The 13953-nt window shown below is 41.4% G+C and carries 10 protein-coding genes; 6 read left to right on the forward strand and 4 right to left on the reverse strand.

What is annotated here, in order from left to right; translation table 11 throughout:
- Positions 1–161 precede the first annotated feature (161 nt).
- On the reverse strand, positions 162–380 hold the full coding sequence (locus M1E86_RS01645; protein ID WP_213913591.1) for a YheU family protein: 219 nt from the start codon (positions 378–380) through the stop codon (positions 162–164).
- Positions 377–1360 carry a hydrolase gene (locus M1E86_RS01650; RefSeq protein WP_213913593.1) on the reverse strand — a complete coding sequence of 328 codons (984 nt, stop codon included), beginning with the start codon at positions 1358–1360 and terminating at the stop codon, positions 377–379. The genes M1E86_RS01645 and M1E86_RS01650 overlap by 4 nt, the downstream gene beginning before the upstream one ends.
- Positions 1361–1461: 101 nt before the next feature.
- Between M1E86_RS01650 and M1E86_RS01655 the strand changes: the two genes are divergently transcribed.
- Positions 1462–2067: a LysE family translocator gene (locus M1E86_RS01655; RefSeq protein WP_213913594.1), complete on the forward strand. Its 606-nt coding sequence runs from the start codon at positions 1462–1464 to the stop codon at positions 2065–2067.
- 74 nt (positions 2068–2141) lie between these two features.
- On the opposite strand, the gene murP is transcribed toward M1E86_RS01655, so the two are convergent.
- Together murP and murQ are read right to left on the reverse strand one after the other, a co-directional pair.
- The gene (gene murP, locus M1E86_RS01660; protein WP_125891641.1) at positions 2142–3605 is read right to left on the reverse strand and encodes a PTS N-acetylmuramic acid transporter subunit IIBC; all 1464 of its coding nucleotides are present in this window, start codon (positions 3603–3605) and stop codon (positions 2142–2144) included.
- A gap of 26 nt (positions 3606–3631) precedes the next feature.
- Positions 3632–4543 carry an N-acetylmuramic acid 6-phosphate etherase gene (gene murQ / locus M1E86_RS01665; protein WP_125891640.1) on the reverse strand — a complete coding sequence of 304 codons (912 nt, stop codon included), beginning with the start codon at positions 4541–4543 and terminating at the stop codon, positions 3632–3634.
- Between the two features lie 255 nt (positions 4544–4798).
- Between murQ and M1E86_RS01670 the strand changes: the two genes are divergently transcribed.
- The 5 genes from M1E86_RS01670 (at position 4799) to M1E86_RS01690 (ending at position 13870) form a co-directional block, all read left to right on the forward strand.
- Positions 4799–5659, forward strand: coding sequence for a MurR/RpiR family transcriptional regulator (locus M1E86_RS01670; protein ID WP_125891639.1), 861 nt, complete (start codon positions 4799–4801; stop codon positions 5657–5659).
- A 104-nt stretch (positions 5660–5763) separates the two neighbouring features.
- Positions 5764–8037 carry an arginine decarboxylase gene (gene adiA, locus M1E86_RS01675; RefSeq protein ID WP_125891638.1) on the forward strand — a complete coding sequence of 758 codons (2274 nt, stop codon included), beginning with the start codon at positions 5764–5766 and terminating at the stop codon, positions 8035–8037.
- 896 nt (positions 8038–8933) lie between these two features.
- A complete protein-coding gene (locus M1E86_RS01680; RefSeq protein WP_254879825.1) occupies positions 8934–9491 on the forward strand; it encodes a DUF2846 domain-containing protein in 558 nt (185 codons plus the stop codon).
- A gap of 63 nt (positions 9492–9554) precedes the next feature.
- Positions 9555–9698, forward strand: coding sequence for a hypothetical protein (locus tag M1E86_RS01685; RefSeq protein ID WP_426099234.1), 144 nt, complete (start codon positions 9555–9557; stop codon positions 9696–9698).
- A 245-nt stretch (positions 9699–9943) separates the two neighbouring features.
- Entirely contained in the window at positions 9944–13870 is a 3927-nt protein-coding gene (locus M1E86_RS01690; protein ID WP_426099235.1) for an Ig-like domain-containing protein, read from the forward strand.
- The last annotated feature ends 83 nt before the right edge of the window (positions 13871–13953 follow it).

Here is a 13953-nt window from a genome sequence, read left to right on the forward strand (position 1 = left end):
TTGCGCTAATAAGCACTATTTTAATCAACAGTGCATGAAGCGGATTAACGGGTGTTAGGGTTATGAGTCTTATTTGATAGTTTACGACATGGTTGCGTTGGAAAACACTCACTTAATTTGTGGTTGCTGATGATGTCAAAATGAACCATGGAATAAACACATCATAAAGAAAAACTTCCCTTAGGCATGAAATTAACCGATTCATGCAATTCAGACCAGACTAGCACAATTTCACCAGAAACTAACTGCTGTTTCACATCGTTAACCTTATCTTGCAAGCTTTTTTCATGGGAGCCATAGTCTGTCCCTTCTCGTAAAACATAGCTTTCAATCAGATTTTCCAATGTTTCAGGGGCAAGTTCTTGCCAAGGAATAATCACATTATTTCCTTATCTAAATAAGGCGTTAACCATTGAGGAATACGGGTTTCTAACCACATTTGCGGTTTTCTCAATGTACCGCTCACAAAGCCGACGTGCCCGCCATGTTCTGTCATTTGGTATTCCACATTGTGGGGTAAAAATGATAAATCAGGCACAACTTCAGGCGCCATAAATGGGTCATCTTTGGCGTGAATAATTAACGTTGGTTTAGTGATATAAGCTAATTTGGGTAATGCGCTGCATTTTTGATAATAATCGGTTGCATCATCAAACCCATGAATACGTGCAGTAATCACATCATCAAACTCACGGATCCGTTTAAGCTGCTTTAATTGTAAGAGGTTTAAGGGTAGTGAGCCTGGATAACGCACTAATTTTCGGGTGGCATTGCGTTTCAAGCCATTGAGCAAATAACGTTGATAAAATTGAGAAATGCCCTTTTCCATGCGTAAAGAGCAGGCTTCTAACATCAAAGGAGCAGAAACAACAACACCCGCATCGACATCTGCATTTTGGCCGCTTTCAGCTAAATAGCACGCTAACATATTACCACCAAGGGAATAGCCGACCGCGGCCGTCGGCGTATCACCATAGGTTTGTTTTAACCAACGGAGGAAATAGCGAGCATCACTGGTTTCGCCTGAATGGTAAATTCGCTGTTGGCGATTGGGTTCACCACTACAACCGCGAAAATGCATAATCACCCCCAACCAACCATGTTTTTGGGCAGCTTCTAGCATCCCGTGGGCATAAGGACTCTTAAAATTGCCTTCTAGGCCATGGAATATCACTAAACGTGGCTTGTGCGCTGCTAGCTCAGGTTTTTCACTCCAAGCGAGATCGATAAAATCGCTATCAGGCAATTCAAGCCGCTGCCATATCGGTTTGATTTTCGGTGTTCTACGGAAAATCCTTGGCAGTAATGTTTGGAGGTGTGGATTTTTAGCCCAACTTATTGGACGAAAGTTTTCTGACATAGCCTTATTTTTATTTAATGGGGACTCTTGTGAGTCACATAACATACTGTTATTTTTTTGTGATGCAAGTAAACAAATTTGAGTTTGAGGCTAAATTATAAATGACATTGGGGCTGGTTTTTTCTCTTTTTACGTTTTTATTCATTGCTGCAGTCACTCCCGGCCCTAACAATATGTTGCTAACATCAAGTGCAGCAAACTACGGTTTTCGCCATACGATTGTATTATGCCTTGGTATTATGTTAGGTATGCAATCCATACTTTATCTCTCTGCATTCGGTATTGCCGCACTTTTGCTGCTCTATCCCGCCATTCATATCGCATTAAAAATTGCTGGAAGCTTGTATTTACTTTGGCTCGCATGGAAAACCGCCACCGCTAATTATGCACCACTTAAGGCCAATAGCGAAGTCGCAAAAAGTGTGACTTGGTATCAAGGGGGGTTATTACAGTTTTTGAACCCAAAAGCGTGGATGATGGGTTTAGGAGCTGTAGGGGGATTTAGTCTCCCCGGTGAGTTATTCACCCAATCTATTTTAATGATGAGCATCGCATTCGTGGTAGTTAACTTAGTGGCGGGTTTAATCTGGATGGGGTTTGGCTCATTAATCAGCTTATTTTTGCGTAGCCGCCGTGCTTGGTTTATTTTTAACTGGGTAATGGGAATTTTAACGGCTTTGTGTGTTCCCCTGATTTGGTTGGAATGATTTTTTGATAAAAGTGTAGTTTATAGACTCATAAAAAAGCAGCCAACTAGCTGCTTTTTTGTTTGATCGAGTTATTAATCTAAATCGACGTTCTTAGTTCCGAAAAAATAAGTAAAAATAAAACCGAATAAGTAGGAAACGAGTAACCCGCCTACATAAACTAACATCCCTGGGAACACGCCATCCGCAGAGGTCATCATTGGTATAGCGACTAAGCCAGATGGGCCAAACACGGTATTTAAACCAACCGGTAAACCCATCCAAGCGACTAAGCCAACAAAGAAACCTCCCGCAGCACCGCCTAAACATGCTGTGACAAACGGTTTCATTCGCGGAAGGGTGACACCGTAGATCAGCGGCTCACCGACACCTAAGAAACCTGGAATGATAGCACCACGAATTTGGTTGCGTAATATTGAGTCTTTTGCGGCTTTAACATACAACGCCATTGCGGCACCAACTTGCCCACCACCTGCCATCGCTAGGATAGGGAAAAGTGAGTTAAAGCCTTGAGTTTCAACCAATGCCATATATACCGGAACAAAACCTTGGTGCACGCCAAACATTACTGCAATTAAGAATAGCCCAGCAAGTATTGCCGTTCCGAATGGATTGCTGCTTAAATGAACAAAAAGCCATGACATGCCAGAGAATAACCAACTGCCAATTGGCATGATGAAGATAAACACCGCAGCACCAACAATTAATAGGGTAATTGTTGAAGTTAAAATCATATCAAGGTTTGCTGGGATGATTTTACGTACCTGTTTTTCTACCCATGCGCCAAAAATACAGGCAATCAAGACCCCAATAATGTTACCTCTTGGGTCGATAGCTAACCCGAAGAAGCTATTCATGTCAGAATAGAACCCTTTGGCTATTTCAGGGTTGTAGCCAAGAACAAACAGTGAAGCGATGATGGCGCCATTTACTGCGCTACCGCCAAAGGCTTTTTGAGTGTTATAACCAATAAGAATACTTAGAAAGCTAAACAGCCCTTTGCTAAATACGGACATATATAAAATAGTATGTACGAGTAGGGTTTGCTCTTCAGGTTTTGTGGGGAGACCTGCAGGGAAATAGCTCTGTTTTGCCAGTGTTGCAAAACCTAATAATAAGCCAGCAGCAATAAAACCTGGAATTAAGGGGGTAAATATCGTGGCAAATTTTGATAAAAATCGGTGAACGGCACTGGTTTGTTTCTTTTTCAGTTGCTGTTTATTTGCGGAAGCAATGTCTTTCAGATCATGAGGGGAAGATGCTGCCTGATGGTCGTCGTCTTCACCTTCTAGCAATTGATTCATTAAATCCGCAGCAGTTTGTGCTTTGCCGGGGCCCACGATGATTTGCAGTTGTTCATCACTTTCAATAACACCAAGCACTCCTGCGATTTGTTTGAGTGCGGCTTTGTCGACCAACTGGTCGTCATTGAGTGTTAAGCGCAGGCGCGTCATACAGTTGCCCGCTAACTTAATATTACGACGACCACCAACGTGTTGCAGAACTTGCTGCATCATTTCTATTGTTATTTTAGCCATGCTATTTATCTCATAAAATCCGCAGGTTAAGCGGAGGTAGCGATATTGAGTGCTGTACGAATAAAGCCATTATTATTAGAAAGTAACTGGCGGGCTTCATCGGCATTCAAGCCAGATAACACCATTAAAATGGCGGTTTTACAGTGTCTATCACATTGTTGAAGTGCAGACTCTGCGGTATTTCTATCGCATTGTGTCGCTTCCATCACAATCTTTGTTTGTCTTTCAATCAATTTGGCGTTGGTGGCTTCCACATCAACCATCAAATTGCCAAATACTTTACCGATACGGATCATCGCCCCAGTGGTGATCATGTTCAGTACTAATTTTTGTGCAGTCCCTGCTTTCATGCGGGAGGAACCCGTAACGACTTCAGGACCGACAACTGGCGTGATGGCGATATCAGCACTATTCGCCACAGGGCTATTAGGGTTACAGCTGATAGCCGCGGTGGTGGCGCCAACTTGGCGTGCGTAAGCGAGCGCGCCTAACACATAGGGAGTACGCCCACTGGCTGCGATGCCGACGAGTACATCATTCTCATTAAATTGAATGTCTTTGAGGTCTTGTTCACCCAGTTCAGGTTTATCTTCTGCATTTTCCACGGCACGGAAGATAGCTTGATGACCACCGGCAATTAAACCTACAACTTGTTCATGGGGCGTACCATAAGTTGGCGGGCACTCACTAGCATCAAGAATACCTAAACGGCCCGATGTGCCTGCACCCGAGTAAATCAGACGACCACCTTTTAAAAAGGCTTCTGCGACTTTATCAACCAGTTGGGCAATTTCAGGGAGCACTTTTTCAACCGCTAACGGAACGAGTTTGTCTTCATTATTAATGACCTTCAGCATCTCAGCCGTTGAGAGTTGGTCGATATTAGTACTGGCCGCATTACGGCTTTCAGTTACCATCTTGCTTAAGTCGATAGTCATAAAAATTGCTCCTAAATCAGTTATTGTACTAATAATAAGGAATTATTTATTCCCTTGGTGTGATTGAAATCACGGTGTTATCTATTCTAACTTGCGAATATAAAAGAATATTTTGTTACTTAATTCAGATGGGATTTCTGTTGTTGGTTGAATTTCAACAATTATTTTTAAGTCATCGGTCAAATAAAATAGGAATAATTTATTATTAATTTATTCTATGAAACGAAAAAAGAACGTTAATCTCTAGAGGGTGTCATGACACTATTGGATATCATTACTTACTCATTACCGCGATTAGCAGAAAACCAACGCAAAATTGCACAATTTATCCTTGAAAATCCCGAAAATGTGCTGAACTTGTCATCTCAGCAGCTAGCGGAAATTTTAGATGTCAGCCAATCTGCTATCGTTAAGTTTAGCCAAAAAGTTGGGTTAAAGGGATATCCTGCTCTGAAACTGGCGCTTAGTGAGATTATCGGGCGCCAACAATTTAAGGAAGGAGCGCCTCATTCCGCTCTACATAATCGTATTGCGCCTGATGACAACTTGATGGTTGTTGCTCAGAAATTGGCAATGGAAAAAAATCATTCAATTACAGAAACAACAAAATTAATTGATTTCAAGCAATTTGAAAGAGTTGTTGAACGAATAGACCAATCACAGAGAGTTCAAATTGTCGGTATTGGAGGATCAGGATTAACAGCAAAAGATTTAAGTTACAAATTACAAAAAATTGGAATTACAACGCTAGTGGAGTCAGACCATCATGTGCAAATAGCGGCTGCCCTCACGCTTAATACTCATGATGTACAAATCGTTATTTCTTTTACAGGTAGGCGTAAAGACATGCTAACTGCCGCGAATATTGCACGTAAGCAAGGGGCGTGCGTCGTTGCGATCACGCGTGATCGTGATTCACCATTGGGGCAACTAGCGGATTATGTTCTTGAAAGCATCGCAGAAGAAGATGAATGGCGTAGTTCGTCAATATCATCAAGAACTGCGCAAAATACGCTTACTGATTTGATCTTTATGGCGTTATTACAACGAAGAGAAGCGAAAGCGAAGTCATTGGTTATGAATGCAAGAGTAGTGATTAATAAATTAGATGAATGATTGGTGGCTAGGATCCTCATCGATAACTTTGCAATCAAGCCTTATTTGCGTTAAGACTAATATCATAAGTATTTTGATTTTAAAAAGTTAAAAGGGAGTTATTGATGAGAGCACTCATAGTTTATACGGAATTAACCGATGACGACTCCGTTATTAGCCATGCCGTAGCAAGACTCGCCAGTGAACTTAAAGATGAGCACGTAGAAACCGTGATCATTCGTAATTTTGAAGATGGGATGGCATACATTCGGTCAAACACCAGCATTGACTGCTTGTTATATGGCCGTGATATGTCAGACACGCAGGAACAAACGCAAGCACATCAATTAATTACCCAACTTCATCGCAGGCAAGAAGATGTCCCTGTCTTTTTATTAAGTGATCGTGAAGAAGCCTTGACGGCATTTGACCGTAAGATGATGGAACAAGTCGATGAATTTGCGTGGATTTTAGAAGATTCTGCAGATTTTATTGCAGGCCGTGTCCTTGCCGCGATTATCCGTTACCGTGCTAATTTATTACCCCCTTTGATGAAAAGCTTGATTAAATACAGTGATGTACATGAATATTCATGGGCAGCTCCGGGGCATCAAGGTGGTGTTGGGTTCACTAAAACCCCCGCAGGTCGCATCTATCATGATTTCTTTGGGGAAAATTTATTTCGTACAGATATTGGTATCGAGCGGGTTGCTGTGGGTTCACTGTTAGATCATACCGGCGCATTTGGTGAATGTGAAAGAAATGCCGCACGTATTTTTGGGGCTGACCAATCTTATTCCGTGGTTGTGGGAACATCCGGTTCGAACCGAACAATTATGCAAGCTTGCATGACAGATGATGATGTTGTTGTCATTGACCGTAACTGCCACAAATCTATTGAGCAAGGTTTGATTTTAACCGGAGCAAAACCGGTTTATATGACGCCAAGCCGTAATCGTTATGGCATCATTGGTCCGATTTACCCTCAAGAAATGACCGCAGAAGCGATTGCTGAAAAAATCGCTAAAAACCCATTAACGTCGGATAAAATAGGCAAACGTCCTGCATATAGCGTTGTCACCAACTGTACTTACGATGGCGTATGTTATCACGCACGTAAAGTACAAGACTTGCTGGATAAATCATTGGATAGGATCCATTTCGATGAAGCATGGTACGGCTACGCACGTTTTAACCCTATCTACCATGACCATTTTGCGATGCGTGATGACCCCAGAAAAGACGATGAGCCGACCATTTTTGCGACTCACTCTACGCATAAATTATTGAATGCACTTTCGCAAGCTTCATTTATCCACGTTCGAAATGGCCGTAATGCGATTGATTTTAATCGTTTTAACCAAGCCTACCATATGCATGCGACCACTTCACCGCTATATGCCATTTGTGCTTCGAATGATATTGCCGCAGACATGATGGACGGTAATAGTGGACGTTCACTTACTGATGAAGTGATCCGTGAAGCTATCGACTTTCGCCAATCACTGGGCTACCTATATAAAGAATTTATCAATGACGACGAGTGGTTCTTTAAACCATGGAATCAAGAGATGGTGAAAGACCCAGCAACAGGTAAGCGCTATGCTTTTGAAGATGCCCCTGTTGAACTGTTGATGAAAGAGCAAAGCTGCTGGGTGATGAACCCTGAAGATAAATGGCACGGTTTTAAAGATATCCCTGAAAATTGGGCGATGCTTGACCCGATTAAGGTCAGTATCTTGTCTCCAGGAATGGGGGATGATGGTAAATTACTGGATAGCGGAGTCCCAGCAGCGCTAGTCACGGCATGGTTAAATCACTATGGTATCGTGCCAACCCGGACGACTGATTTCCAAATTATGTTCTTGTTTTCAATGGGAATTACAAAAGGTAAATGGGGGACGCTGGTTAATGCGCTGCTATCGTTTAAACGCCACTATGACAATAATACAGCACTGAAAAAGGTATTGCCTGAAGTGGTTGAAGCGGCACCTGAAATTTATGGTGAGATGGGGTTACGTGATTTAGGGAATAAAATGTTTGTGTATCTGCAGAAAAATAACCCTGGAGGCCAGTTAAACCAAGCTTATGAGCAACTCCCTCAAGTGATGATGAGCCCACGCGATGCCTATCAAGAAATTGTTGCTAACCGCGTTGAGGCGGTGCCTTTAGATAAACTCGCCGGTCGTATCGCAGCAAACTCGATTATTCCGTACCCACCGGGCATTCCAATGTTGCTATCAGGGGAAAGTTTTGGTGATAAAAATAGTCCACATATTGGCTATCTAAATAGCCTTCAAGCATGGGATAGCGAATTTCCTGGCTTTGAACACGAAACGGAAGGCACTGAAATTATTGATGGCCAGTATTATGTGATGTGTATACAGGGAACTAACTGATCCTTTTAGTAAAACATTAGGAAAGAAAAATTGCCATAAAGTAAGTATATTCATCTATTAATTTGTCAGAGATTATTAAGTCATTAGAAATATTTAATGGCTTAATAATTAAATATCTCTAAAAGTTATTTTAATATTATTTGTTATGTGAAAAAGGGAATTAACCCAAGTTTTTCTGTGGGTATTATACATTCGTTCTATTCATCTAAATAAGAATACTTTGATGAAAATTAATTAGGAATAATCATGCTAAAAAAGAGAATAATAATTCCTAGGTAATGTTCAGTTCACCTGATTTATAATTGTTTCGATAAAGAACGTATTTAATTTTCATATGTGAATATTCACATCATGCTCTCATAATTCTATATATAATAGGAATATTACGCTATTAAATTATCTGTTTTTCTGCTTAATTACGGCGGGAATATACGCAAATAAAACAAATAAAAAACAATTCGATAACATATTGTAGGGAGAATTAAAAATATTTAAATCACCTACAAATGTCATATTTTCAAGTGAAAATTTTTATTTTTGTTATTTTCTAATCTTTTCTGCTTTACTCCTTAAGGGTTATAAAAAAATATTTTAAACTTTAAACTGTTTTTTATCTTATAAAACAGTCGGTTAAAATCAATTGGTAAAATAGCGACTAATATTGATATCTATTCGGTCGATTGATATAGCTGTTGGTTATTTATTTGACGTATATCAATTGCAAACTATATAATGCTAAAAGTTTCAGTATGTAACTAAATATTTTACCTGGAGAGGGGAAATTATAAGGTTGGAACCATAGTGTACAAATCATATATTTTTGCTATTGGATTCTAATTAAATCCAATTTCTAGATGTCACCAATTCAATATTAATTTCCTTATTTAAAGAAGGGAATGGCTTCCGTTTTAAATAAAAAACTAATTGTATCAGAAAGGGTTGTTATGAGAAAAATATATGGGTTTGCAATAATGCTGTGTGTAATTGCACTCTCTGGCTGTATGAGGAATGATGGGTTACATGGTTATAATAAAGAATCATGGAACAATAAGAACACTCTCAAAGAATATAACTTGGTTAATGATAATAAAGCATTAGTTTTATTTTATCGCATAGATAATCAAGTTAAAGGGAAAACAATTAATATATTTGTGAATAATGAATATTTAACTTCGCTAGAAAGTAATTCCGTTAAGGGTATTGAGCTGTGTGCTGGAAGAAACAATTTAACAGCTTATAAGACAGACGTAAGAGAACGTTATAATACTAAATTAAATGCTTCCGATTTTTTTGAATTAGAAGCTGGAAAAAAGCATCTGTTTTTGATTGTTGAAGTTGATGGGAAAACTAAACTAAGAGCGATGGATGAAAAGGAACTGAATGATATTAAAGGAAATATAAGCGTTCAGTCACATACTTTATCACGTGTTGATATGCTCGAAGATTGTCAATAACTGAAAATCCTCCAATAAATTTAAAACAATGAATAATTGTCTTCAATGAGGCAATGGATAACTATGTCTATAAAAAAAATATCAATTAAAATTAATAATAGCGAAAAAACAATTGAGCAACATTCTGTTATTGCCGGGCAACAGGGTATAGGCCAACAAAATCAACCATTGCATATTAATGCAAAAAAAATGTTAATTATCTCTTAATTGATGAAGAAACTAATTTTGCACCAGAAAATATCGCAGTTAAACGAGTTGATAAAAATTTATTTATTGCTTTTGAAGGTAGCGATATCGAGCAGCCAGATATTATTATCGAAAATTATTTTGCGGATAATGGTGAGAGTGGTTATCACGAAGGAAGCTCTAATCTAATTATTGGTCAACATGAAAATGGTCAGTATTTCCCATATATTCCAGAAAGTGCAGAAAAAAGTGATGCAATTAGTCAATTGGCGGATGGTCAAGCGACAGGGCAAGCCATAGGCGGTGATGCATTAGCACCAGTATGGGCATTTAACCCATGGTGGTTAGCTGCACTTATTCCTATTGCTGGCGTTATTGCTTCAAGTTCAGGTGGAGGAAGTCGCAGTTCTAAACTGGTAGAGCATACCCCTGAAGCGAAAGATGACGATGGCGTGACGAAAACGGAAGTTCCTGTGATCCTTGATGTGCTGAAAAACGACACCGACTTGGACGACGATATCGACCCAAGCACCGCGGTGATCGTGACTAACGGCACCAAAGGGACCGCAACATTCGATGCCGATGGCAAACTGGTTTACACCCCAAATAAAGGGGAAGTGGGCACCGACACCATCACCTACCAAGTGACCGACAAAAACGGCAACGTGTCGAACACGGCCACGGTTACTGTCACCATCGATGCCGCGCCAGTGGCGAACAACGACAGCATCGCCACTAAAGACGGCGTACCGGTAACCCTTAATGTGCTGCACAACGACACCGACTTGGACGACGATATCGACCCAAGCACTGCGGTGATCGTGACTAACGGCACCAAAGGGACGGCAACATTTGATGCTGACGGTAAGTTAGTTTACACCCCAAATAAAGGGGAAGTGGGCACGGACACCATCACCTACCAAGTGACCGACAAAAACGGCAACGTGTCGAATACGGCCACGGTTACTGTCACCATCGATGCCGCGCCAGTGGCGAACAACGACAGCATCGCCACTAAAGACGGCGTACCGGTAACCCTTAATGTGCTGCACAACGACACCGACTTGGACGACGATATCGACCCAAGCACCGCGGTGATCGTGACCAACGGCACCAAAGGGACGGCAACATTCGATGCCGATGGCAAACTGGTTTACACCCCAAATAAAGGGGAAGTGGGCACGGACACCATCACCTACCAAGTGACCGACAAAAACGGCAACGTCTCCAATACCGCCACCGTCACTGTCACCATCGATGCCGCGCCAGTGGCGAACAACGACCATGGCGTGACGAAAACGGAAGTTCCTGTGATCCTTGATGTGCTGAAAAACGACACCGACTTGGACGACGATATCGACCCAAGCACCGCGGTGATCGTGACCAACGGCACCAAAGGCACCGCAACATTCGATGCCGATGGCAAACTGGTTTACACCCCAAATAAAGGGGAAGTGGGTACCGACACCATCACTTACCAAGTGACCGACAAAAACGGCAACGTTTCCAATACCGCGACCGTCACTGTCACCATCGATGCCGCGCCAGTGGCGAACAACGACCATGGTGTGACGAAAACGGAAGTTCCTGTGATCCTTGATGTGCTGAAAAATGACACCGACTTGGACAACGATATCGATCTAAGCACCGCGGTGATCGTGACTAACGGTACCAAAGGGACGGCAACATTCGATGCCGATGGCAAACTGGTTTACACCCCAAATAAAGGGGAAGTGGGCACCGACACCATCACCTACCAAGTGACCGACAAAAACGGCAACGTGTCGAACACGGCCACGGTTACTGTCACCATCGATGCCGCGCCAGTGGCGAACAACGACCATGGTGTGACCAAAGACGGCGTACCGGTAACTCTTGATGTGCTGCACAATGACACCGACTTGGACGACGATATCGACCCAAGCACTGCGGTGATCGTGACTAACGGCACCAAAGGGACGGCAACATTTGATGCTGACGGTAAGTTAGTTTACACCCCAAATAAAGGGGAAGTGGGCACGGATACCATCACCTACCAAGTGACCGACAAAAACGGCAACGTTTCCAATACCGCGACCGTCACTGTCACCATCGATGCCGCGCCAGTGGCGAACAACGACAGCATCGCCACTAAAGACGGCGTACCGGTAACTCTTAATGTGCTGCACAACGACACCGACTTGGACGGCGATATCGACCCAAGCACCGCGGTGATCGTGACCAACGGCACCAAAGGGACGGCAACATTCGATGCCGATGGCAAACTGGTTTACACCCCAAATAAAGGGGAAGTGGGCACCGACACCATCACCTACCAAGTCACGGACAAAAACGGCAATATTTCGAATATTGCTGAAGTAACCATTGAAATTACGCCATCATTACCATCAGTTGTGGATGTTTATGAAAAAGGGCTTAGAACAGATGGAACTGCGGATAGTGCTTTAGCCGTAACAACAGGAACGGCAACATTAGCCAACCCAAATGATAAGCCGATTACAGAGCAAGATCTAAAAATAACAGCGCCAACAACAACTCTGACATCCGGTGGTAAAACCGTTATATGGGAAGCGACCAATGATGGTTTTGTAGGAAAAACATCAGAAGGTGAAGAGGTTATTGCTGTCACCATCACTGATACAAAGAATGAAAATGGCCAAACGAGCGTTGATTATCAAGTTGATTTGAAAGGTCTTATTGACCATCCAATAGGTACCGACACACTCAAGGTTGATTTTGGGTTAACTAATGGCGTCGATATTGTTGATACTGAAATTATTATTCATGATGATAAGCCATTCTCTGATAATGTTGAAGTCGTGGTACAAGCTCCAACTGATAATACATTCTATGCGAACGTAATTATCTCGTTAGATTTATCCAGTAGCATGGGGAAAGATGATAGTGGTATTTTGGGTGGGTACACGAGATCAGGGATGAAAACACGCTATGATGCCGCGCTAGATTCAATTGAGAGTTTGTTAAAGAGCTATGAAGAGCGTTTAAACAGCGCGGATTCAGGTGACGTTCGTGTGAGTTTAAATGGGTTTGCAGATAAAGCGTCGGTGATTAATCCATCATTACAAACAACGCATAGTACTTCGCATTGGTTTACCTTGGATGAAGCTAAAGATTTGATTAACAGCTTAAAGGGTAGGCAAGGTGACCTGTCAAGAAGCTTAAATATTGGGGTGAATACCAACTATGATGCAGCATTACAGCAAATCGTAGATAGTTATAATAATCATCCAGCAAGTGGTACGGGGCCTGTGACGGAGCAATCTGTTGATAATACCTTCTTCTTTATTAGTGATGGCACTCCTAATATGGGAAATAAAAACTATGGTCAAGGGATAAGTGAGCAGTCACCTCAAGATTATGTTCCAGGAAGTGCTTATACCGATATTGGTGAAGATAAGTGGACTGAGTTTTTGGTAGATAATGGAATTCGTTCTGTTGCAATTGGAATTGGTCAAGACATGGTGACTGTCAATAATGGAAAAACCGGTTCAGATTATCTGAAACCCGTTGCTTTCGATGGTAAACAAAATACTGATAATGACCATAACGATGTAATTGTGCTGAAAGATATGAGTTCGTTAGGTAATATTTTAAGTAAATATGTACCGAATGAGAATGTTATCGAAAGTAGCTTTTCTAAAGGTAAAGATGCAAATTCATCTTTAACCTTTGGTGCTGATGGAATGAAATCAATTAGTGTTGAAGTCGATGGTATAACTTACAAATATGACCCATCAAATAAATCAGTGACATCTGATGGAAGCGATAAAGGTATTTGGGCTGATTTCGGTAACGGTGAAGTCGCGATTAAGACCAATGCTGGTGGGCTCTTTTCGATTTCTTTAGGAGAGAAAAACTTCGGTGATTTCTCTTATCGACCAAGTACAACTCGCCCAATTGGTGTTGATAAAGAAGAGTTTACTTTAACGCTAACAGATAATGATGGTACGAGTTATCAGCCTTCAATTACTGTGAATATAAGTAATCTTAAAGAGTCTACGAGTGTATCATCAATAACGAGTGACCTTTCATTACTGAAGCTATTTTCACAAGAAAATACGATGGAGCTACATGAAATGGATGTTGATGGGAGTATTGCATCAACCAATTTGAATGGTTTTATGAATTCATCGCTAGATGCATTACAAGAAAACCAAGCTGCAATAATCTAGAACAATAACTATGGGGGTATTAAAAATAATACCCCCAACATTTTGATATATTTATACGAATAGAAATTTTAATGAGTAATCAG

The sequence above is a fragment of the Providencia sp. PROV200 genome (genome assembly GCF_049901995.1).
In the GTDB taxonomy this organism is placed as follows: domain Bacteria; phylum Pseudomonadota; class Gammaproteobacteria; order Enterobacterales; family Enterobacteriaceae; genus Providencia; species Providencia rettgeri_E.

Excerpts from the sequence above, each read along its gene's own strand:
- M1E86_RS01670 (WP_125891639.1), top strand. The coding sequence starts at position 4,799 with ATGACACTATTGGATATCATTACTTACTCATTACCGCGATTAGCAGAA.
- M1E86_RS01650 (WP_213913593.1), bottom strand. The coding sequence starts at position 1,360 with ATGTCAGAAAACTTTCGTCCAATAAGTTGGGCTAAAAATCCACACCTC.
- M1E86_RS01655 (WP_213913594.1), top strand. The coding sequence starts at position 1,462 with ATGACATTGGGGCTGGTTTTTTCTCTTTTTACGTTTTTATTCATTGCT.
- murQ (WP_125891640.1), bottom strand. The coding sequence starts at position 4,543 with ATGACTATCGACTTAAGCAAGATGGTAACTGAAAGCCGTAATGCGGCC.
- adiA (WP_125891638.1), top strand. The coding sequence starts at position 5,764 with ATGAGAGCACTCATAGTTTATACGGAATTAACCGATGACGACTCCGTT.
- M1E86_RS01680 (WP_254879825.1), top strand. The coding sequence starts at position 8,934 with ATGGCTTCCGTTTTAAATAAAAAACTAATTGTATCAGAAAGGGTTGTT.
- murP (WP_125891641.1), bottom strand. The coding sequence starts at position 3,605 with ATGGCTAAAATAACAATAGAAATGATGCAGCAAGTTCTGCAACACGTT.
- M1E86_RS01685 (WP_426099234.1), top strand. The coding sequence starts at position 9,555 with ATGTCTATAAAAAAAATATCAATTAAAATTAATAATAGCGAAAAAACA.